Annotated in this window: 13 protein-coding genes and 2 pseudogenes; 9 read left to right on the forward strand and 6 right to left on the reverse strand. The window is 42.2% G+C overall.

Annotation, left to right across the window (positions count from 1 at the left end; genetic code table 11):
* Positions 1 to 412 precede the first annotated feature (412 nt).
* The 3 genes from TI10_RS21315 to pncB all read right to left on the reverse strand — a co-directional run bounded on the left by TI10_RS21315 (position 413) and on the right by pncB (position 4,715).
* Positions 413 to 1,558, reverse strand: a complete 1,146-nt coding sequence (locus tag TI10_RS21315) for a porin (protein ID WP_049585330.1) — start codon at positions 1,556 to 1,558, stop codon at positions 413 to 415.
* Positions 1,559 to 1,895: 337 nt separating this feature from the next.
* On the reverse strand, positions 1,896 to 3,296 hold the full coding sequence (asnS, locus tag TI10_RS21320) for an asparagine--tRNA ligase (RefSeq protein ID WP_049585331.1): 1,401 nt from the start codon (positions 3,294 to 3,296) through the stop codon (positions 1,896 to 1,898).
* Positions 3,297 to 3,500: 204 nt separating this feature from the next.
* Positions 3,501 to 4,715, reverse strand: coding sequence for a nicotinate phosphoribosyltransferase (pncB, locus tag TI10_RS21325; protein ID WP_049585332.1), 1,215 nt, complete (start codon positions 4,713 to 4,715; stop codon positions 3,501 to 3,503).
* Positions 4,716 to 5,061: 346 nt separating this feature from the next.
* Here pncB and pepN point away from each other — a divergent pair, with 346 nt between their 5' ends.
* The 4 genes from pepN to TI10_RS21345 all read left to right on the forward strand — a co-directional run bounded on the left by pepN (position 5,062) and on the right by TI10_RS21345 (position 10,200).
* Positions 5,062 to 7,674, forward strand: coding sequence for an aminopeptidase N (gene pepN / locus TI10_RS21330; RefSeq protein WP_049585333.1), 2,613 nt, complete (start codon positions 5,062 to 5,064; stop codon positions 7,672 to 7,674).
* Between the two features lie 85 nt (positions 7,675 to 7,759).
* The gene (locus TI10_RS21335; RefSeq protein WP_244161682.1) at positions 7,760 to 8,014 is read left to right on the forward strand and encodes a CCDC90 family protein; all 255 of its coding nucleotides are present in this window, start codon (positions 7,760 to 7,762) and stop codon (positions 8,012 to 8,014) included.
* A 313-nt stretch (positions 8,015 to 8,327) separates the two neighbouring features.
* Positions 8,328 to 9,338, forward strand: coding sequence for a quinone-dependent dihydroorotate dehydrogenase (gene pyrD / locus TI10_RS21340; RefSeq protein WP_049585335.1), 1,011 nt, complete (start codon positions 8,328 to 8,330; stop codon positions 9,336 to 9,338).
* Between the two features lie 316 nt (positions 9,339 to 9,654).
* Positions 9,655 to 10,200 carry a cell division protein ZapC gene (locus tag TI10_RS21345; protein WP_049585336.1) on the forward strand — a complete coding sequence of 182 codons (546 nt, stop codon included), beginning with the start codon at positions 9,655 to 9,657 and terminating at the stop codon, positions 10,198 to 10,200.
* A 329-nt stretch (positions 10,201 to 10,529) separates the two neighbouring features.
* Here TI10_RS21345 and TI10_RS21350 read toward each other — a convergent pair whose 3' ends face one another.
* From TI10_RS21350 to TI10_RS21360, 3 genes and pseudogenes are all read right to left on the reverse strand, one after another.
* Positions 10,530 to 11,825, reverse strand: coding sequence for a glycosyltransferase (locus tag TI10_RS21350; RefSeq protein WP_080985115.1), 1,296 nt, complete (start codon positions 11,823 to 11,825; stop codon positions 10,530 to 10,532).
* A 227-nt stretch (positions 11,826 to 12,052) separates the two neighbouring features.
* Positions 12,053 to 13,350, reverse strand: a pseudogene (locus TI10_RS21355) (glycosyltransferase).
* 403 nt (positions 13,351 to 13,753) lie between these two features.
* Positions 13,754 to 14,869: pseudogene (locus TI10_RS21360) on the reverse strand (YcbX family protein).
* 99 nt (positions 14,870 to 14,968) lie between these two features.
* Here TI10_RS21360 and rlmKL point away from each other — a divergent pair.
* The 5 genes from rlmKL to pqiC all read left to right on the forward strand — a co-directional run bounded on the left by rlmKL (position 14,969) and on the right by pqiC (position 22,568).
* The gene (gene rlmKL, locus TI10_RS21365; RefSeq protein ID WP_049585338.1) at positions 14,969 to 17,086 is read left to right on the forward strand and encodes a bifunctional 23S rRNA (guanine(2069)-N(7))-methyltransferase RlmK/23S rRNA (guanine(2445)-N(2))-methyltransferase RlmL; all 2,118 of its coding nucleotides are present in this window, start codon (positions 14,969 to 14,971) and stop codon (positions 17,084 to 17,086) included.
* 5 nt (positions 17,087 to 17,091) lie between these two features.
* Positions 17,092 to 19,005: an ABC transporter ATP-binding protein gene (locus tag TI10_RS21370; RefSeq protein ID WP_049585339.1), complete on the forward strand. Its 1,914-nt coding sequence runs from the start codon at positions 17,092 to 17,094 to the stop codon at positions 19,003 to 19,005.
* A gap of 85 nt (positions 19,006 to 19,090) precedes the next feature.
* Positions 19,091 to 20,338, forward strand: a complete 1,248-nt coding sequence (pqiA, locus tag TI10_RS21375) for a membrane integrity-associated transporter subunit PqiA (RefSeq protein ID WP_049585340.1) — start codon at positions 19,091 to 19,093, stop codon at positions 20,336 to 20,338.
* Between the two features lie 20 nt (positions 20,339 to 20,358).
* Positions 20,359 to 22,008, forward strand: coding sequence for an intermembrane transport protein PqiB (gene pqiB, locus TI10_RS21380; RefSeq protein WP_049585341.1), 1,650 nt, complete (start codon positions 20,359 to 20,361; stop codon positions 22,006 to 22,008).
* Positions 22,005 to 22,568 carry a membrane integrity-associated transporter subunit PqiC gene (pqiC, locus tag TI10_RS21385; RefSeq protein WP_080985116.1) on the forward strand — a complete coding sequence of 188 codons (564 nt, stop codon included), beginning with the start codon at positions 22,005 to 22,007 and terminating at the stop codon, positions 22,566 to 22,568. Before pqiB ends, pqiC begins: the two co-directional genes overlap by 4 nt.
* Positions 22,569 to 22,776: the final 208 nt, after the last annotated feature.

Raw genomic sequence — 22,776 nt, forward strand, 5'->3', positions numbered from 1 at the left:
AGTTTAGTGTCGTCTGTTTCTCTGTCAAGTGTTTCATTGGTTGTTATTTTTATCCACTCACAAAATGCTATAAAAAAGAAAATTTAGTAAAAATGTGAAACAAAGTGTTTCAAAATGTAAATGTGAGATTATTTTTTAATCTCTGGTTGGTCCAGTTGATCAAAAAAGTGAAAAATGAGCGGCAGTCAGTGACGGAAGAAAATTATCTGTTGATCTTAATAAAAAGAGTAAAATATGGTGTTTATTTCATCAATTATATTTCTTATATGTAACTTACTGATATGCTTGTCGATGTGTTATATACCATTTTTTAACAGATACCTAATAATGATTATTCTTGAAAAAAAATAGTGCTCACTTTAAGTGAGCACCATACATGTTAATCGGAGCTCCTACTTAACCTACTTGATTGTTAGAATTGATATACCAAACCTACACCCACCGCGTTATTCGTGTTGACATCCAAGTGTTTGGTGTAGAAGTTGTCATGGACTAAGTTGATTTTATAATCAACATAGGTGGATAAATTTTTGTTAAAGTTATAATAAGAACCAATAGAGATATATTTTACCCAGTCCTGATGAGTGAAAAAAGTTGTTCCTCTGGATTGAACATATGCCAGAGATGGACGCAGGCCAGAGTCAAACTGATATTGGGCAGTTAATTCGATATTACGGGTTTTTGCGGAGACGAAATCTTGATAGCCGAAAGAGGTCATATTGTGAGTTTCGCCATACATGGCAGCCAGATATAGGTTGTTTGCATCATATTTGGCGCCAATGTTCCATGCCTCAGCTCTTTCACCGCGAGCGACGGATGTAACGAGCCTTTCATGTGTAATAGGACGGTCGGCATTGGAATAGGCTCCCCCTACGCTGATACCATTGCCGATATCGTAAGTAACAGAGAGACCGAAGCCGTCACCATTACTACCACCATTGGGCTTAATGAGATCACCGCGTTTACGAATTGAATTGCGGCCGTTTTTGCTGTCTTCGTCGTTCTTACCTTGGTATTGCAGGGCGAAGTTCAGGCCATCAACCAGGCCGAAGAAACCCGTATTGCGATAAGTCAAGACACCGGTAGCACGGTTAGTCATGTAGGTATCAGCTTGCGACATGGAGTCAGCACCGAATACTGGCAATACGTCGGTCCAGGCATTGACGTCATAAAGAACACCGTAATTACGACCGTAATCCAGAGAACCATATTTAGTCCATTTTAGACCAGCGAAGCCCAGACGGGTTTGATTGCCTGCGGAATCGTTTGCCTCAGCTTTGTTAGCCTGAATATTGTATTCCCAACGACCATAACCCGTTAATTGGTCATTGACTTGGGTTTCACCTCTGAAACCCAAACGAATGTAGCTTGCATCGCCATCTTCACTATAGATAGGGGATTTATCTGAGCTTTGGATAATTTTAGAGAATTGATGACGCGCATCAACTTTGCCATAGAGATCCAGTTTATTACCGTTTTTGTTATAAATTTCAGTGGCATTTGCTACACCAGCAGTCAACAGCGCTGGGATGACCACGAAAAGGATACTACCCTTCATTATTGTTACCTTCATTTAATTAAAATCGTTAATTACCATCATTGGCGTTATTCGGACATTTGTTACTGACAGAAATAATTCCTCTAAGAAACTCGTTGAAATTATTTATGAAAATATCGTTCCGTCCGAGTCGGGGCACAGTTTTTCACTAGTCGTGGATTTTATCCATCATTAAATTGATACAAAGTGAAGGTTTTTGTAATAAAGTGAAAATAATATATTGCAAAATGTAAATGAAATAGAATTTTTGATCGTGTGTTGAATTGAAAGAATAAAAAAAGCCAGCTTTTGCTGGCCTTATACATAATAATTTTTTAATGTTTGTTTTACGCAATCATTAGAAGTTTGCGCTTCTTGGTGTGCGAGGGAATGGGATGACATCACGTACATTTGGCACACCAGTCACGTAAGCAACCAGGCGTTCAAAGCCCAGCCCGAACCCAGAGTGAGGTACGGTGCCATAACGACGCAGATCACGGTACCACCAGTAATCTTCTTTATTAAGTCCCATTTCTTCCATACGTTTATCCAGCATATCCAGACGCTCTTCACGCTGTGAGCCGCCGATAATTTCGCCAATGCCCGGCGCGAGTACATCCATTGCCGCGACAGTCTTACCATCGTCGTTCATTCGCATATAGAAGGCTTTAATATCTTTTGGATAGTTTTTCACGACAACCGGAGCTTGGAAATGTTTCTCTGCTAGATAACGTTCATGTTCCGAGGAAAGGTCAACTCCCCAGAAGACGGGGTTTTCAAATTTTTGGCCGCAATTTTGCAGAATTTCAACAGCATCGGTGTAATCAATCTGAGCAAAGTCAGAATTGATAAATTTTTCCAGGCGGGTGATAACATCTTTATCTACGCGTTCAGCGAAGAATTGCAGGTCATCAGCGCGTTCTGCCAATGCGGCTTTGAAAACATATTTCAGCATATTTTCAGCCAGTGAAGCGGCATCGTTGAGGTCGGCAAAGGCAATCTCTGGTTCAAGCATCCAGAATTCTGCCAGATGGCGGCTAGTATTAGAGTTTTCAGCACGGAAAGTCGGACCGAATGTGTAAACTTTGCTTAATGCACAAGCGTATGCTTCACCGTTCAACTGGCCGGATACGGTCAGAAAAGCTTCTCGACCAAAAAAATCTTGGTTGAAATCCACTTCACCTTTGTCAGTTAACGGCAGATTTTGCAGATCCAGCGTAGAGACGCGGAACATTTCGCCAGCACCTTCTGTATCAGCCGCCGTGATCAACGGGGTGGAAACCCAGAAGTACCCATTTTCATGGAAGAAACGGTGTAGTGCTTGAGCAAGGGTATGGCGCATACGAGCAACAGCGCCAATCAGGTTGGTACGTGGGCGCAGGTGGGCTACTTCACGCAGGTATTCAATGCTGTGGCGTTTAGCGGCCATTGGATAGGTGTCAGGATCTTCGACCATGCCGATCACCACGACTTGAGTCGCTTGTAGTTCAAAACTCTGCCCTTGACCTAGGGAAGCAACGACTGTCCCTGTCACTTCGACAGAACAACCGGTAGTTAAATGTAGAATTTCATCCTGATAATTAGGCAAATTATTATTAACGACGGCCTGTAATGGATTAAAGCAGGAACCGTCATAGACGGCGAGGAAGGAGATGCCAGCTTTAGAATCTCTCCTTGTACGTATCCAGCCGCGAACGGTGACTTCGCTATCAACCGCAACCCGGCCTTGCAGTACGTCGACTACAGGCGCTACGCTCATAGATTTCTCTCTTCTTTATCAGTTCAAGTTTATGAAAATGAATATCCCCACAAGGGGAAACTTATTCTATGTTACTTGCCTTGTTTTAAGAAACAAGGGGAAATCATCAATTTAAATGGTGAGATAGTAGGGAAATAGCGCTTTTTAGATGTGCTGCTGTCTTATCTGCCAGCAGCACAATGGTATTTTTTAATGAAATTTGAGTTAACAAGCTTGTTTAGCTTGGGGGATATCAAAAGCGGCGCGTAGCCTGTTAACAAACTCGTTATCTTCACAAATGGTTTTGCCGGGGCTGTCTGAAAGCTTTGCGACGGGTTTGCCATTACACTCAACAAGTTTGATGACGATATTCAGTGGATTAACCCCTGGAATATTACAGGTGAGCTGTGTACCGATACCGAAAATCAGGTTTATTCTGTTGTGGAAATGACGATAGAGCGTTAGCGCTTTTTGGAAATCCAAGCTGTCAGAGAACACCAGCGTTTTCGTCATTGGGTCGATACCCAGTTTTTGATAGTGGGCGATCGCTTTCTCGCCCCATTGAACGGGATCGCCTGAATCATGGCGTAAGCCTTGATAACTTTTGGCAAACTGAGCATCAAAGTCCCGCAGGAAAGCGTCCATTGTAATGCAGTCAGTCAAGGCAATACCTAGCTGGTTAGGATATTCTTTCAGCCAACTTTGTAATGCTTCTCGTTGACTGCTAGCCAGATCTGGGCTGATTTGCTGATGAGCTTGAAACCACTCATGCGCCTGCGTACCAACCGGAGGGAGCCCAAGTTGTTGTGCAAGTTGATAATTGCTAGTGCCAATCAGATAAGGGAAATGCTGTTGCAGTTCACTGACGATAGCGTGTTGCACACAGTGTGAGAAACGCCGACGTGTACCGAAATCCATTAGTTTGAAACTGGAGAGATCGATTCCTTCACTTTCAGCCTTTTGATAAAACAGTTTGATCAACTTGCGTAGCTGATTAACTGCATTTTCCACTGCATTATCTGGTGAGCGATAGCGATGAACTAATTCGCTAATTAGCGCCAATAATGGAACTTCCCACATAATGACTTCATGCCATAATCCTGAAATACGGATAGCTAATTGGCCGCCATCTGTAACAGAAATATTGACTTGCTGTGGGTTAAAACGAAAAGTTTTTAACCAATCCAGATAATCAGCCTTAAAAAAAGGCAGGCTGGAAAGGTAATTAAATTCAGCATCGGTTAATGCCAGATTAGCCATCATATTAACTTGATAACGTAATTCTGCGGCATATTCGCCTAGCAATTCATCGCCGCGGCAGCGAAACTCTGCAACAACAGGCATGTGGCTGTAGCGGTGATACACTGCTTGTTGCATATGAAGCTTATAAGCGTCAGTATCAAGCAGTGATTTTATAATTGGGGTAGCGTCTAGTGTCATAGCGCGTTATGCATCCTCACGGAGCGTATTCGTATTAGCTAAATCGATAAAGTTGGAAGAGTATACCGGGATTATTTTGTTATTGAAGTCACATAACATCATATAGTTCACCAAAATATCGAAGCTAAATAGGGCCTTTGGTCAAATGTTATCATGTTATTTGATTATTAAGTGATGACAAGCACCAAAGAATAAACATATTCCTTACACAACATCATACTCGTTCTTAATGAATGTTTAACGTCAGAAGGTGCGTTATTCACTCTTGAAATTCAACCTCTTTCTATGGCAGCGTAAGGCCTGGTATTGGATTAATTCCATCAGGCATGAAACAAAAAGGTTTCTTATGACACAACAGCGACAAGCTAAGTACCGCCGGGATTATCGCGCTCCCGACTATACGATTTCTGATATTGAACTCGATTTTAATCTTGATGCCGATAACACGGAAATCACCGCAATCAGCCAGATAAAACGTCTGAGTCACGAAATAACGCCATTAGTGTTGGATGGTGAAGACTTGACACTGAAAAGTCTTCATGTAAACGGTCAACCGTGGGCGCATTACCGTGAACAGGAGGGAACGCTGGTCATTGAGCAGTTGCCGGCTCAGTTCACTTTGAAGATTGTTAATGAGATCCATCCATCGAAAAATACGGCGCTGGAAGGTTTGTATGTTTCTGGTGATGCGCTTTGTACCCAGTGTGAATCAGCAGGGTTCCGCCACATTACTTACTATCTCGATCGCCCTGATGTATTGGCTCGTTTTACAACGCGTATCACAGCCGATAAAGCCAGGTATCCGTATTTGCTTTCAAACGGTAACCGGGTTGAGCAGGGAGAAACTGATGATGGGCGTCATTGGGTGAAATGGCAAGATCCATTCCCAAAACCCTGTTATCTGTTTGCTCTGGTGGCGGGTGATTTTGATGTGTTGCGCGACACATTTACCACGCGCAGTGGCCGTGAAGTCGCATTGGAACTGTTTGTTGATCGTGGCAATCTTGATCGGGCTGATTGGGCAATGACTTCCCTGAAAAATTCTATGAAGTGGGATGAAACCCGTTTCGGCCTTGAATATGACCTCGATATTTATATGATTGTCGCGGTAGATTTCTTTAATATGGGCGCTATGGAGAATAAAGGGCTGAATGTCTTTAACTCCAAATATGTGTTGGCAAAATCTGAAACGGCGACTGATAAAGATTACCTTGGCATAGAAGCTGTGATCGGTCACGAATATTTCCATAACTGGACCGGGAATCGCATTACTTGTCGCGATTGGTTTCAACTAAGCTTAAAAGAGGGATTGACGGTATTCCGTGATCAGGAATTTAGCTCCGATCTTGGTTCTCGTTCTGTTAATCGCATTAATAATGTGCGTGTTATGCGTTCGGCACAGTTTGCGGAAGATGCCAGCCCAATGGCTCATCCAATTCGCCCGGATAAAGTGATTGAGATGAATAATTTCTATACCTTGACTGTGTATGAGAAAGGCTCGGAAGTTATTCGTATGATTCATACCTTGCTAGGTGAAGAGCAATTCCAGGCAGGGATGCAGCTTTATATTCATCGCCATGATGGTAGCGCTGCAACATGTGATGATTTTGTTCAGGCAATGGAAGATGCGTCAAATGTGGATTTGTCACTTTTCCGTCGTTGGTATAGCCAGTCTGGTACACCGGTACTGACAGTTCGTGACGAATATGATGCAGAAAAGCAGCAATATAAGTTGCATGTCAGCCAGATGACGCCGCCTACTGCTGATCAAAAAGAGAAACAGCCTCTGCATATTCCTCTGGATATTGAGCTCTATGACAGTAAAGGTCATGTGATTCCGCTACGTTATGATGGTCAACCGGTTCATCATGTACTGAATGTGACCAATGCAGAGCAGACATTTGTATTTGATGATGTGCCATCACTGCCGATTCCCTCTTTATTACGGGAATTCTCAGCACCCGTGAAATTGGATTACAAATTCAGTGATCAGCAATTGGCATTCCTGATGAAACACGCCCGCAATGCGTTTTCACGTTGGGATGCGGCTCAGTCGCTGATGGCAAACTATATCAAACTGAATGTTATCCGTTATCAGCAGAAGCAACCGATAGAATTGCCAATGCATGTCGTGGATGCTTTCCGCGCGGTGCTATTGGATAAAGATATTGATCCGGCTTTGGCTGCTCACATTCTGACTTTACCATCAGAAAGTGAGATGGCGGAGCTGTTTGCGATTATCGATCCTAAAGCGATTCATGAAGTTCTGGATGCCATCACCCGTATTTTGGCCCAAGAAATGGCTGATGAGTTTGCGGTGGTTTATAACGCTATTGATATCGGTGCATACCGTGTCGCTCATCAGGATATTGCTAAGCGTTCTCTGCGTAATATCTGCCTCTATTATCTGGCTTTTGGTCATCAAGAGCAGGCTGATAAAGTGGTATCAAATCAATATCATCAAGCTGACAATATGACCGATGCACTGGCGGCATTATCTGGCGCAGTGCTGGCGGGGTTGCCTTGCTGTGATCAACTCATGATGGAATTTGATGATCGATGGCATCAGGATGGTCTGGTGATGGATAAATGGTTTAGCTTACAAGCAAGTAGTCCGGCGGCAGATGTTCTGGCTAATGTGCGTAATCTTCTGAATCATCGTTCATTCAGTATCAGTAACCCAAACCGGGTGCGTGCTCTGATTGGAACATTTGTTAATAATCCAGTTGCATTCCACGCTGGAGATGGCAGCGGTTATCAATTTCTGGTAGAAATTTTGACTGATCTTAATAGCCGTAACCCACAGGTTGCTTCCCGTTTGATTGAGCCGCTGATTCGCCTGAAACGTTACGATGAAAAACGTCAAAACATGATGTGTAGTGCGTTGGAACAGTTGAAAGAATTGGAAAATCTGTCTGGTGATCTGTTTGAAAAAATTACCAAGGCATTAGAAAGCTGATAACTATTTATTTATCGGGCTAATGGTTATTGGCCCGATATTTTTTCTGACTTATTTTTCCGGATAATAAATTTCTTCACTTATTATGGATACACATACAGCAGTTAAGGCACTCAAAGCGTCTGGTTTTAATGATGAGCAGTCTGAAAAAATCGTTGAAGTTATTACAGAATTGCAAAATATAAGCATTGTTACCAAAGCAGATCTGGCAGTTGCTACTGAGAGCATTAAAACCGATATTGGTACTATAAAAACAAATTTAGGTTGGATTAAGAAATTGGCATTAGCTGTTGGTATTGCTGTTGTTATTGCGGCATTGAAATACATTTTTACTGGTTGATGCTTGATACTCGATTGATATGCTCCTCTTTGAATTGTTCCGAGAGAAGAAGAGTATTTTGGTCTAGAAGCGCCGACGATTGTATTTACCAGCGTATTCTATCGACTTTTACTCGCAACATATGGCAGAGATTTGTTCCTAATTAGCATATTTCTGTAGATTCAGCCCATGTTATTCGGTTACCCTACTTGCCGAAATATTTTGGAGATTAAAAGTGCGCGTTTTTTAGCTCAAAAACCTCCAAGTGGTACATGAATGTGTATAGAAACGTGTGTAGTTTAATGTTTATAAATTAATTAATGGGTTTAGAATTATGTACTACCCACTAGTCAGGAAAGCGTTGTTCCAGCTTGATCCGGAACGGGCGCACGAATTAACCTTCCGCCAGCTTAAACGTATTATCGGTAGTCCTTTCGAGTTTCTGATCCACCAGTCAGTTGCGACAAAACCTGTTACTTGTATGGGCCTGTCATTTAAAAATCCCCTCGGTTTGGCTGCCGGCCTTGATAAAGATGGCGATTGCATTGATGCATTTGGCGCAATGGGATTTGGTTTTATTGAAATTGGCACTGTAACCCCACGTGCTCAGGCAGGAAATGATAAACCGAGATTATTCCGTATCGTTGAAGCAGAAGGGTTAATTAACCGTATGGGCTTCAATAATCTTGGTGTTGATAACCTGGTAGAGAATGTCAAAAAGGCAAAATATGGCGGAATTATTGGGATCAATATTGGCAAGAATAAAGATACACCAGTAGAGCATGGAAAAGATGATTATTTAATCTGCATGGATAAAATCTATCCTCACGCGGGTTATATCACGATTAATATCTCTTCACCTAACACGCCTGGCTTAAGAACACTGCAATACGGCGAAGCGTTGGATGATCTATTATCTGCGATTAAAAATAAACAGAGTGAACTTCAGCAAAAATACCAAAAATATGTTCCTGTTGCGGTAAAGATTGCACCGGATCTTTCTGAGGAAGAGTTGATTCAAATTGCAGATAGTTTAATTCGTCATAATATCGATGGTGCTATTGCTACTAATACAACGTTAGACAAGAGATTAGTTGAAGGACTTAACTATTGCCAACAAGCTGGTGGGTTAAGTGGTCGACCGGTTCAATTACGTAGTACAGAAATTATTCGTCAGCTCTCTCAAGAATTAAGCGGTAAAATTCCTATTATCGGTGTTGGTGGAATAGATTCACTTGTCTCCGCCAGAGAAAAAATAGCGGCAGGGGCTTCTTTAATACAGATTTTCTCTGGATTTATCTATCATGGTCCAAAATTAATCAAAGATATCGTCAATCACATCTAAATCTTGCTGTTAATTTATCATTGGGGGTTTATTTTTGCCCCCAACTCGTCTATATTCGCTCTGATCATCTAAATTTTATCTGTATTTTCGTATGTCTTTTAATTATGGCAGGGCTTATTTCACTGAATAGCGGACAAGTTATTTACAATCTGTTTGGCGATGTAAGTTTTTCTGGCGTATACCCTATGGATTTCAAGATGCATCGCGACGGCAAGGGAACGAATCCCCAGGAGCATAGATAACTATGTGACTGGGGTGAGTGAGTGCAGCCAACAAAGAGGCAACTTGAAAGATGACGGGTATAAAAGGATAACTCATGAACATTAAACCCGATGACCAATGGCACTGGTATTTTGATACTGACCATGACCGTGTGATGCTTGATCTGTCTAATGGTATGGTTTTTCGTTCCTGTTTTCCTGCGAAGATGCTGATACCCTATGCAATGGGGGAAACTTCGTTTTCTGTAGAAGATGCGACGCTTTATTATTGTTTTGAAGAACAGACACGCCGAATTAATATTTCAGATGAATCCAGGGCTGAATTAATTCTTAATGCGTTAGTCGCTTTTCGTTTTATTAAGCCACAGATGCCAAGAAGCTGGTATTTTTCCCGTTTTGCTATGATAGAAAAACCAGTACAAGGAGAGCTGATTCAGGTACGGCTCCAGGATTGCGGGACAGATGCTGTATTCTTGGTAGTAGAGGCAGGGGATAGTGCAAGCCTTTGTCTGCTGGCTCAACCGCAATTAACGTTATCCGATCGGGTAATGAATTTTTGCGATCCAATTAAGATTATGAATGATCGATTGATGCCATTTGTGGAACCAGTTTGTATGCCAATTTATGGCGCTGCGGTTTAATTTGAGTCTAAGATACCCTTGTTCCGTGATTTTCAAGAGTTAAGTTACTTTTTGAAAATAGAACGACAAGTCAGAAGATAATCACTGTTTTTAATTGAGAAAATTGTTCTTTATCATCTGAGGAAATTTTATCATATTTACATCTTCCCATCTGATTATGAGTAAGTCGCTCTTTTCCTGTTGGCTATTATCACCGAAACTTACCTATTATAGTAATAGCTATAGCTTACTCATTTGAAGTTGGTGTGAAAAATATATGAGAAGTATTTTAATCATTCCCTCCCCCTCTGGTAGCATTAGCCTCAAGATGGGGAGGAGAGATAATGAAGTTAATTAGCACGATTTTCGAGAATTAATTGTTCTGCGTGATGGGATATTGCTGCCAATGCGTCGTGACTGGCGTAATCATCTTGGACGATTTGCGCCCGTTGTTTAAATAAATTTGTACGCAGCATATTTTCCACGGTTTGCTTAAGCTGAGATTCTGTCGGTTGTGCTGTATCCAGATTAATACCACATCCAGCCCATACGACACGAAACGCTGTTTCCTGTTTACCTTCTCCTGTATCGGCAATGAGCACTGGTGTTCCGTGGTTGAGGGCATAATTAATGGTCCCGTAGCCCCCGTTGGATATTAGCAATGAAGCTTTTGGCAGCCAGTGCTCAAATGAGATAAATTCTTCGATACATGCGTTGTCAGGTATGTTCTCTGGTTGTATTTCTACTGAACTACCACCGGTGGTTGCTAATACACGCACAGGTAATGCAGCCAGTGCGCGCAATGTGGGGAGAATTAACTGGTTTAGATCAGTATTAGACATGGTGCCTTGAGTGACGATAACCAATGGGCGTGGATCATTTTCTTCCCATAATTGAGGTGATTCTGTTATCGGAGCGGGGTTGGGGAGGGGGCCAATAAAATGGACTGTATCAGGCAATTCTTCTCGTGGGTACTCAAATGCCAAGGTTGAAAGTTGCAAAAAGCGATCAGAACCCAAAATGACTTCATCATTGAAAAATCTAGTTAACGTAGCGCATCCTGACTGAGCTAATGCGTCATTGAAGCTGTCCTGAACTTCGGTTATTAATTGTCGTGTTTCCTCATCTACGAGTTGTTCATGTGTCAACTCTGATGGTAGTAATGCGGGGGGAATACGTGGCCCCCAGAAAATTGAATCTTTCGAAGAGTAAGCCAGAGGCGTTATACCAATGATGATCACTGGAAGACGATGAGCTTTTTCTTTTTGCAGCAGTGGCAATATGCCATAGAAACAGTTCTCGGCTATAAGTAGTTCTGTTTGCTGTTCATGGATGATTTGTTGTAGTTGGCGATCGAGGAAGGGGATTGGGGTACAGAAGAAATCTTTAAACGCTAGCGCCATTTGCAGATTTCCCGGAGGAAGATGCGCTCGGTCAGGAAAATGCTGTTTTAAGTGGCGGTAATCAAAGTCTATCTGCTCATCAAAAGGGATAAATTGTGCATTTAAAGCCTCTACTTGTTGGCGAAACAACGCGCCAGTGAAGACAGTTACCTGATGTCCTTGTGCTATCAGTGATTGAGTTACCTTTAACATCGGATAGACATGCCCGGGGGTTGCAACTGCGGCAATGACAATTCGTGCCATAACTTGCTCCTTTATACTGTTTTGATTTAATTACGCTAACTAGCTCCTAATTCAGAGTGTGATCATTTCATGACTACTGTTACAAATTCATTGTAGTAATAATAATTTGTTATGACAATAATCACGGTGGTTTATTTTTTTGTAAAGTGATGAAATATGCCGATTTCCTCTCCCTTTTAGTCTGTGTTAGCGCTAAAGCGGAGAGGAAAAACGAAGGTATTTAGAGCTTAGTTATTGCGGCTTTGTGCAAGAATTAATTGTTCTACGTGATGGGATATTGCGGCTAATGCATCATGTCTTGCGTAATCTTTTTGGACAATTTGCGCACGTTGTTTAAACAAATCGGTACTCAGCATATTTTCCACGGTTTGCTTAAGTTGAGATTCAGTAGGATGTGCTGTATCCAGATTAGTGCCGCATCCAGCCCATACAACACGAAAAGCTGCTTCCTGCTTGCCTTCACCTGCATCTGCAATGAGTAACGGTGTCCCGTGACTGAGAGCATAATTGATGGTTCCATAACCCCCGTTGGATATTAGCAATGAAGCTTTTGGTAGCCAGTGCTCAAATGAAATAAATTCTTCAATGCGCACGTTTTCGGGTAGATCTTTACTCAGTATTTCTACCGCTCTGCCACCGGTGGTTGCCAATATACGTATTGGTAATGTCGCCAGTGCACGCAATGTGGGGAGAATCAACTGATTTAAATCGGTATTTGAGATAGTACCTTGAGTAACTATAACCAATGGACGTGGATCGTCTTCTTCCCATAACTGAGGTGATTCTGTTGTCGGTGCAGGGTTGGGGAGGGGTCCAATAAAATGGACTGTATCAGGCAATCCTTCTCGTGGGTATTCAAATGCCAGAGTTGAGAGTTGCAAAAAGCGATCAGGGCTGAGAATCACTTCATCGTTGAAAGGTCTGGTTAACGCAGAGCTTCCTGACTGAATTAATGCGTCATTGAAGCTATCCTGAACTTCGGCTATGAGTTGCTGGTTGGTTTCATCTACGAGTTGTTCATGTGTCAATTCTGGTGGTAATACCGCAGGTGGGATACGTGGTCCCCAGAAAATTGAATCTTTTGAAGAATAAGCCAGAGGTGTTATGCCAATAACTATTATTGGAAGGCGATGGGTTTTTTCTTCTTGTAGCAGAGGTAATATGCCGTAAAAACAGTTTTCGGCTATCAGTAATTCCGCTTGTTGTTCACGAATGATTTGTCGCAGTTGATGGTCGAGCAATGGGATTGGGGCGGAGAAGAAGTTCTTGAATGCCAGTGCCATTTGTACATTCCCCGGAGGAAGTTGAGCGCGGTCGGGGAAATGCTGTTCTAAATGGCGGTAGTCAAAGTCTACCTGTTCATCAAAAGAGACAAATTGCGCGTTTAGAGCCTCTACCTGTTGGCGAAATAACGCACCTGTGAATACGGTTACTTGGTGTCCCTGTGCTATCAGTGATTGAGCAACCTTCAACATCGGATAGACATGTCCGGGGTTGCGACTGCTGCAATGACAATACGTGCCATGACTTACTCCTTTTGTATTTTGGTTGAGCTGCTTTAGCTCCTGATGATTAGAGTGTAATCATTTTATGACAGTAGTCGTAAATTCATTATGGTAATAATTAATTCATTATTGAAATAATCAATACAATTGATTTTTTGATGAAATTATGAAACATGGTTAATTGATTTCCTCTCTTCCTTCTCCTGAATCTGCGATGAGTCCGTGGTTCAGGGCATAATTAACTGCTCCGTAGCCGTCATTGGTTATTAATAATAAAGATCCCGGCAACCGGTGTTCGAATGAGATAAATTCTTCAATGCAGTCATATCTTTAACGTAGGATTACTAAGAGTTACAGCAGAATTGATGCGATTCCCGAGAAACTACCGTGCCAATTTATGGCACGGTAGTTTGATTTAAAGATCTATTCTTCGCTATTCTTATTAAGAATAAGATTACTTTTTGGAATACAACAGCAAGCTAGAATATGGCCATCGTTTTTAATCGCTGTGGCTTTTAAAGGAGAAACCTCTCCTTTAATTAAAGAAATTTTACAGCATCCACATATTCCTGCCCGACATGAATAAGGTACTTTAATTCCTTGTTGTTCCAATTGTTCTAAAATGATTTGTTGATTATTACCTGTAAAGGTTTTCCCGTTATATTCAATAGTGACAGATTGCTCATTTATTTCTGGTAAATCAATATCTTCAGATTTTTCGCCACTGCCATATTTACGTGGATCTTTTTTAGCTAATATAGTGACATTATCTCCGATTCTAATAATACCACTTGAGCGGGCAATGAGATTCTGACCAAAATCGACATCGCCATTTTCTGCTGTACGGAATGATTGCAATGTCGCTAATGGTTCTCCGTTGGGATTTTTAATGCCTTTATCAATGCTGACGGTGGTTAGAATACAACGGCTACAGGGTTTGGGTAAATCAAAAACAACATCCCCAATTTGAATTGATTGCCAACTGTCTTCTGCAAATGCTTCCGCACCGGTAATAACAATATTTGGACGAAATTGCTCTAACTTAATACTGGCCGGGCAACGTTGTTGTAATAAATGAAATGAGGCTTCATTAATGAGTAGAAATGGATAACCATCAGCAAATGATAATGGAATTTCAGGGTGTTTTTTTACCCTGCGGCTTAATTCATGGCTTAACCAGCGTAATTGCACTGGAATATCAAAGAAATTGCTTAGCCATTGATTAATTATTTCTGGTGCAATTAGGGCCGTAAAATGGTTGCCCCATACTTCCGTGGGCTGCTGTTCAGGTAGGAAATCGCTGTAAAGTACCGTGGCATTTTCTCCGTTGGGCGCACGTAGATAAATACCGTTATTTAACATAGCCGGAGTAAATAACAACATCTGAGGATATTTACGGGCGGTAATAAAAGTCCCGTCTGTCGTTGTGACCATAAAATTGCGATCAAATAAGGCCGTTTTCACTAACTAATGCATGGGAAAGTTGCAAACCACGCATAGACTTTACCGGGTGATATACAGGCGAGACAGAGTGATCATCCGTTAATCTCCATGAAACATTTTTACATGCGCAACTTTATGACATGTCACCTAGATTAGCTATAATGCGTGACAATTTTCTTTTTGGTGATATGTAACATGAACTCTCTGTTTGCCAGCACGGCGCGTGGATTAGAAGAACTATTGAAGAACGAACTGGAAACGCTGGGGGCGCAATCATGTAAAATTGTGCAAGGCGGAGTTCATTTTCAAGGTGATGGCAGAGTGATGTATAAAAGTCTGATGTGGAGCAGGCTGGCATCACGTATTTTGCTACCGCTAAACGAATTTAATGTTTATAGCGATTTAGATCTCTATCTTGGGGTTCAATCTATTGATTGGAGCCAGATTTTCTCTATAGACAGTACTTTCTCTGTGCATTTCAGCGGCACAAATGAAGAGATACGAAATACTCAATATGGTGCGCTCAAGGTTAAAGACGCCATTGTCGATAGCTTTATTCGTAAGTTGGATCAGCGTCCCAATGTGGCAAAGCAACAACCGGATATACGCATTAATGTTTTTTTGAATAAAGAGAAAGCCAGTGTCGCATTGGATTTGAGTGGTGATGGTTTGCATATTCGAGGTTATCGCGATCTTGCTGGTCAGGCTCCGCTGAAAGAAAATCTGGCTGCTGCGATTATTCTACGTTCAGGCTGGCAGATTGGCGCTCCGATGGTCGATCCTATGTGTGGTTCCGGCACATTATTGATTGAAGCCGCCATGATGGCGGCTGATCGTGCACCAGGTTTACATCGTAATCACTGGGGCTTTATTGCCTGGTTGCAACATGATGAAGAGATTTGGCGTGAGGTGACCACAGAAGCGCAGATCCGCTTTCGCAAAGGTCTTCAGGAGACAGCTTCCCGTTTTGTTGGTTCTGATATTGATCGCAGAGTGCTGGATATGGCTCGGTCAAATGCTCGTAGAGCAGAGGTTGCACAGTTGATAACTTTCCAGCAAGGTGATGCTAGTCGTTTGGAAAATCCATTACCGGAAGGCCCTACCGGAACAGTATTAAGTAATCCACCTTATGGTGAGCGCTTGGAAAGTGAACCCGCACTGGTTGCATTGCACAGTTTGTTTGGGCGGATAATGAAAAGTCGTTTCCCAGGTTGGCGTCTGTCTCTATTCAGTGCGTCGCCTGAATTGCTGAGCTGCTTGCAATTACGGGCTGAACGTGAGTTTAAAGCTAAAAATGGTCCGCTGGATTGCGTACAGAAAAATTATCAGTTGTCAGATAAACCGCTCTTATCAGGGGGGAGTGTGGCGGAGGATTATGCCAACCGTCTGCGCAAAAATGAAAAGAAATTAACCAACTGGGCGAAACAGCAAGGGATTAATTGTTATCGTCTGTATGATGCTGATTTGCCAGAATACAATGTGGCTGTTGACCGTTATGCAGATAAAGTGGTGATTCAGGAATATGCTCCGCCGAAAAGTGTTGATGCTAATAAAGCGCGTCAGCGTTTATTCGATGTTATTAGCGCGACGATGCAAGTTCTTGGGCTTTCATCAAATCAATTAATACTTAAAACTCGTCAGCGTCAGAAAGGTAAAAGCCAGTATGAAAGAATGGCGGAAAAACGGGAATTCTTTCTGGTAAATGAGTATGACGCCAAATTTTGGGTTAATTTAACAGACTATTTGGACACAGGCTTGTTTCTTGATCATCGTATTGCCCGGAAAATGCTAGGTGAAATGAGTGAAGGAAAAGATTTTTTGAACCTGTTTGCTTATACCGGATCAGCGACAGTGCATGCTGGATTAGGAGGCGCGCGTTCAACAACGACGGTTGATATGTCTCGTACTTATCTTGAATGGGCTGAGCGGAACTTACAGGCTAATGGATTAACAGGGCGTCAGCATCGGTTGATTCAGGCAGATTGCCTCGCTTGGTTGGCTCGGGCCAGTGAACAGTTTGATTTGATTTTTATTGATCCGCCGACTTTCTCCAATTCTAAACGAATGGAAGATGCATTTGATGTACAACGCGACCATATCATATTGATGAAACAGCTTAAGCGCTTGTTGCGTCGCGGGGGAACGCTGATGTTCTCCAATAATAAACGAGGTTTTAAAATGGATTTTGCTGAGCTGGAAAAAGTTGGCTTGGTGGCGGAAGAGATCACCAGTAAAACCCAGTCGCAGGATTTTGCCCGTAACCGTCAGATTCACAACTGCTGGCTATTACGCCATGCTGGTGAGGAAAAATAATTACTATGTCGTTGATCAATTTATCTGGTGCGTGGTTGTCGTTCAGTGATGCGCCATTACTTGATAATGCAGAATTGCATATAGAAGAAAATGAAAGAGTTTGTCTGGTTGGTCGTAACGGTGCTGGAAAGTCAACTTTGTTGCGGGTATTAGCGAAAGAGCAGCCGTTGGATGATGGTCAGGTTATTTACGAACAGGATCTGGTTGTTTCCCGTTTACAACAAGATCCTCCCCGTGATGTGGAAGGGACGGTTTTTGATTTTGTTGCCGAAGGTGTTCAGGAGCAGGCCGAATATATTAAATCTTTTCATCAGGTCTCTCGCTTGGTGGAACAAGAACCGAATGAGAAGAACCTCAACCGCTTGGCAGAATTGCAGGAGGTGCTGGATATCCGCGGACTGTGGTCGCTGGACAGCCGGATTAATGACGTATTGAAACAGCTCTCTTTACCTGCGGAAGCGAAGCTCTCTTCTCTTTCTGGCGGTTGGTTGCGTAAGGCGGCATTGGGAAGGGCGTTGGTCAGTTCACCAAAAATTTTGCTTCTTGATGAACCAACTAACCACTTGGATATCGATACGATTGAATGGCTAGAAAATTTCCTGAAAGATTTTCAGGGTAGTCTTATTTTTATTTCCCATGACCGTTCATTTATTCGCAATATGGCAACCCGTATTGTCGATTTGGATCGCGGTAAATTAGTGTCGTGGCCAGGTAATTACGATAAGTTTCTTGAAGACAAAGAAGAAGCATTGCGTGTGGAAGAGATGCAAAATGCTGAATTTGATCGTAAGTTGGCTCAAGAAGAAGTGTGGATTCGTCAGGGGATTAAAGCGCGTCGTACTCGTAATGAAGGGCGCGTCAGAGCATTGAAAGCATTACGCATTGAGCGTTCACAACGCCGTGAAGTAATGGGAACGGCTAAAATACAGATGGAAGAAGCGAGTCGTTCCGGCAAAATTATCTTTGAGCTGGAAAATGTTAACTATCAAATTGGCGAAAGGAAACTGGTCAATAATTTCAGTGCGCAGATTCAGCGTGGGGATAAAATTGCACTGGTGGGACCAAATGGTTGTGGTAAAACAACTTTACTGAAACTGATGTTAGGTGAGCTGCAATCTGATAGTGGCCGTGTTCATTGTGGTACTAAACTAGAAATTGCTTATTTTGATCAGCATCGGATAGCGCTTGATCCGGAAAGAACTGTAATGGATAACCTGGCTGAAGGTAAACAGGAAGTGATGGTGAATGGTCGCCCTCGTCATGTTCTGGGTTATTTACAGGATTTTCTGTTTCATCCTAAACGGGCAATGACACCGGTTAAAGCGCTTTCTGGTGGTGAAAGGAACCGGTTGTTATTGGCGCGTCTGTTCCTGAAACCCAGTAATCTATTGGTACTTGATGAGCCAACCAACGATCTGGATGTGGAAACATTAGAGTTGCTGGAGGAGCTGGTAGACAATTATACCGGTACTGTATTGTTGGTCAGTCATGATCGTCAATTTGTTGATAATTCTGTGACCGAATGTTGGATTTTTGAAGGTAATGGTGCGATCAATAATTATGTTGGTGGTTATTACGATGCTCAACAACAGCGCGAACAGACCATATCGTTGCGCCAGCAAAATGGGAAAAAACTTCAAACGGAAGTTAAAGTAGAGAAGATTAAAGAGCCGCCAAAAAACTCTCGTAATAAAATGAGTTACCATTTATTACGAGAATTAGAGCGATTACCGTCATTGCTGGAGAAACTAGAAGAAGAGCTTGAGCGGCTACAATCTCAAGTGAGTGATCCTGAATTTTTTAATCAACCTCATGTAATAACCCAAAAAACATTGACTGAACTGTCTGAAAAAGAGCAAGCATTAGAAGCTGCTTTTGATCGCTGGCAGGAATTGGAAACATTGAAAAACAGCCAATAGTTAACATAATGAGCAGAATCATATGGCGAAATTCTTCTGAGTATGATTCTGTCAATATTGCCAATTTCCTTACAGGAGAAAAATCTTGTGTTCCAGTAACCATCATCATGAAATGGTATTGTGTCCTCAATGTGATTTGCTGGTGACATTGCCAGAATGGGTTCAGGGAACGAAGGCAGTTTGTCCTCGTTGTAAGACGACATTAGTCACATGGTGGAAAGAACCTAAACATCAGCCAACAGGTTATGCAGTCAGTGCATTATTTATGCTGTTAATGGCTTGCCTGTTTCCATTTGTCAGCATGAGCGTAGCGGGAATTGGCAGTGAAATTACCTTATCTCAAATCCCTCAGGTGATGTTTAATGAAAATTACGTCAGTGTGGGAACATTTTTTTTGCTCTGTGTTCAACTGGCGCCTGCGTTTTGTATGGTAGCGATTATTCTCTTGTGCCAGGGTGTTGTTATTTCTCAGAAGGTAAGAGCTTGGTTAGCCAGGGTTTTATTTCAGATGAAAAGCTGGTGTATGGTTGAAATCTTTCTGGCAGGGGTATTAGTCAGCTTTGTTAAGTTAATGGCTTATGGTGATATTGGGTTAGGTCTAAGTTTTTTGCCATATTGTCTGTTCTGCCTTCTCCAGGTGAGAGCATTTCAATGTTTGGATCGCCATTGGTTATGGAACCAGATAGCGCTTGCGCCTAAGGTGAATATACCGTTACAGGCAGGGATATCGGGGTTAGTGCAGGGGGTTCGATCATGCCAGTGTTGTACAGCTATCTTACCGGTAGACCAGTTAGTCTGTTCACGTTGTCATACGCGTGGACATGCCCGCCGCCGTAATAGTCTGCAATGGACAATGGCGCTGATAGTGACGGCCTTAATGCTTTATATTCCTGCTAATATCATGCCAATGATGGTGACGGAATCGTTAGGTAATCAGAGTGATTCCACTATTATGGCTGGAGTGATACTACTATGGAGTGTAGGTTCATATCCGGTAGCTTTAGTCATTTTTATTGCCAGTATTATGGTGCCATCATTGAAAATGCTGGCGATTGGTTGGTTATGTTGGGATGCCAAAGGTCACGGTAAACGGGATTCCGCCCGCATGCATTTTATTTATGAAATTGTTGAATTTGTTGGCCGTTGGTCAATGATTGATGTATTTGTTATCGCAATATTGTCATCACTGGTACGTATGGGGAAATTGATGAGTGTCTACCCTGCAATGGGGGCGGTTATTTTTGCTTTAGTTGTGATCCTAACCATGTTTGCGGCAATGACATTTGATCCGCGTTTGATTTGGGATAGAACCAACGTTAAACATTCGTTATAAGGCAATGAAGGAGTGTCAAGGTGACGGATAAAGTTGAAGACCAGAGTCAGGCTAAAATCGATAAAATTAAAAGTTGGTCGCCAGTCTGGATTGTACCGATTGTTACCGTGCTTATTGGTGCCTGGATATTGTTTTACCATTTCAACCACCAAGGGCCGGAAGTAACATTGATTACCTCCAACGCAGAGGGTATTGAAGCCGGAAAAACTAAAATTAAAAGCCGTAGTGTGGATGTCGGCGTGGTTGAGAGGGTCATGCTGAGTGATAATCTTAGCCAAGTTATTATCAAGGCCCGGCTAAATGATGGCATGGAGAATCTATTACGTAGTGATAGCGCTTTTTGGGTCGTGAAACCGCAGATTGGCCGTGATGGAATATCTGGCCTTGGTACTCTTTTGTCCGGGGCTTTTATTGAACTTCAACCGGGAACGAATGGTGATGAAGAAGATAAATTTAATTTGTTGGACTCACCACCATTGGCCTCGCCTGATGCAAAAGGTATCCGTGTCATCCTAATCAGTGATAAAGCAGGTCAGCTCAATCCGGGCGATCCAGTGTTGTTTCGTGGTTATCGGGTTGGTTCTGTTGAAACCAGCGAGTTTGAACCGAAATCGCATTTGATGAAATATCAGTTATTTATTAATGCGCCTTATGATGGTTTGTTGACAACCAATGTCCGCTTTTGGAAAGAGAGTGGTATTACCCTTGATATGTCTTCTCAAGGGGTACGTGTTGAAATGGCTTCGTTGTCAACGCTGTTTGGCGGTGGCGTCAGCTTTGATGTACCTAAGGGATGGGAATTGGGTGAGCCGATTAAAGAAAAAGCCACTTACAAACTTTTTGATAACCAAAGAAGCATTCAAGATTCTTTATATACCAGACATAAAGATTATTTGTTGCTGTTTACTGATTCCGTTCGAGGATTACAACCGGGTGCGCCGGTAGAGTTCCGTGGTATCCGTATGGGAACTGTGGCGAAAGTACCGTTCTATTCTGAGGGAATGAGACAGCGGCTGGATAACGATTTTCGTATTCCAGTACTTATCTCCATTGAGCCGGAGCGCTTTGAGAAGGAGTTAGGGGAAGGGTTTGATGTTGAGAAAGAGCTGAATAGCATAACTAAACGTGGTCTGCGGGCGTCTCTCAAGTCAGGTAACTTGTTGACGGGGGCACTGTTTATTGATTTGGATTTTTATCCGAATGAAAAAGGGTGGGCTGGCCCGTATGAAATTGCAGGTTATCCGCTATTGCCAACAATCAGTGGCGGCCTTGCTCAAATTCAACATAAGGTTATTGCAGCGTTAGATAAAATTAATAATATGCCGGTTGAGCCAATGTTTAATCAGGCTATTCGCACTTTGGAAGAGAGTCAGAAAGCGATCAGAAAAGCACAACGGACCCTCGATGAATTGAATAAGGTGCTAGCAAATCCTGAAACCAAAGATCTGCCAAAAGATATACAGAAAACATTGCAGGAATTTAACCGCAGTATGCAAGGTTTCCAGCCTGGTTCACCGGCTTATAACAAGATGTTGGATAATATGCAGCGATTAGATCAAGTGTTGAGTGAACTGCGACCTGTTCTGAGAACGCTGAATAATAAGAGCAATGCATTAGTTTTTGAAGCTAAGCCAATTGAAGATCCAGAACCGAAAAAGGCTAAAAAATGATGAGAAGACTGGCGTTAATTTTAGTGATTTTTATTTCTGCTTGTAGCAGTCAACCAGAAAAAACTTATTATCAATTGCCGGTAGTCACAATAGCGTCACAAAAGAGTGCTACTGTGCAGCATGATCGCCAATTATGGGTGCAACGGGTTATGTTGTCCGATTATCTGTCATCCTCCGGTGTGGTATATCAAAGTAGTGATGTTAGTTATGTCAGTGCGGCGAATCACTTGTGGGCAAGTCCACTTGAACAGCAGTTACAGCAAGTGTTGGTGGCGGAATTAACCATAGCGTTGCCGCAGCGTTTAGTGTCTGCCCAACCATTGATTAATAAACCAGATACTTTGGATGTAACAGTAACCAGCTTTCATGGTCGTTATGATGGTAAAGTGGTTTTGCAAGGTTACTGGACATTAACTTGTGAGGGGAGTGTCGTTAAACAGCCCTTTGATATAGAACTAAAGCAGGAAGAAGATGGCTATGATGATTTAGTGCGCACATTGGCAACAGGATGGAGTCAGTTGTCGCAAACTATTGCCAGTCAATTAATTTCCCAATCGTAACCTCTCTGCCATTCTCCGAGTGTAAAACCTTTACATTCGGAGAAAATTGGTATTATCAGTAGGATAAAAATTTCCCTTTATTATTAATGCCTTATTGATTTTTTTGTATTGATATAACAAATATTACATTAATATGAATTTCTTGACTTGATTTTCAAAATTTATAGGGGTATTTCTAAATTGTGGTTGGATAAATGATGACCACTGT

The sequence above is a fragment of the Photorhabdus luminescens subsp. luminescens genome (genome assembly GCF_001083805.1).
Classification (GTDB): Bacteria; Pseudomonadota; Gammaproteobacteria; order Enterobacterales; family Enterobacteriaceae; genus Photorhabdus; species Photorhabdus luminescens.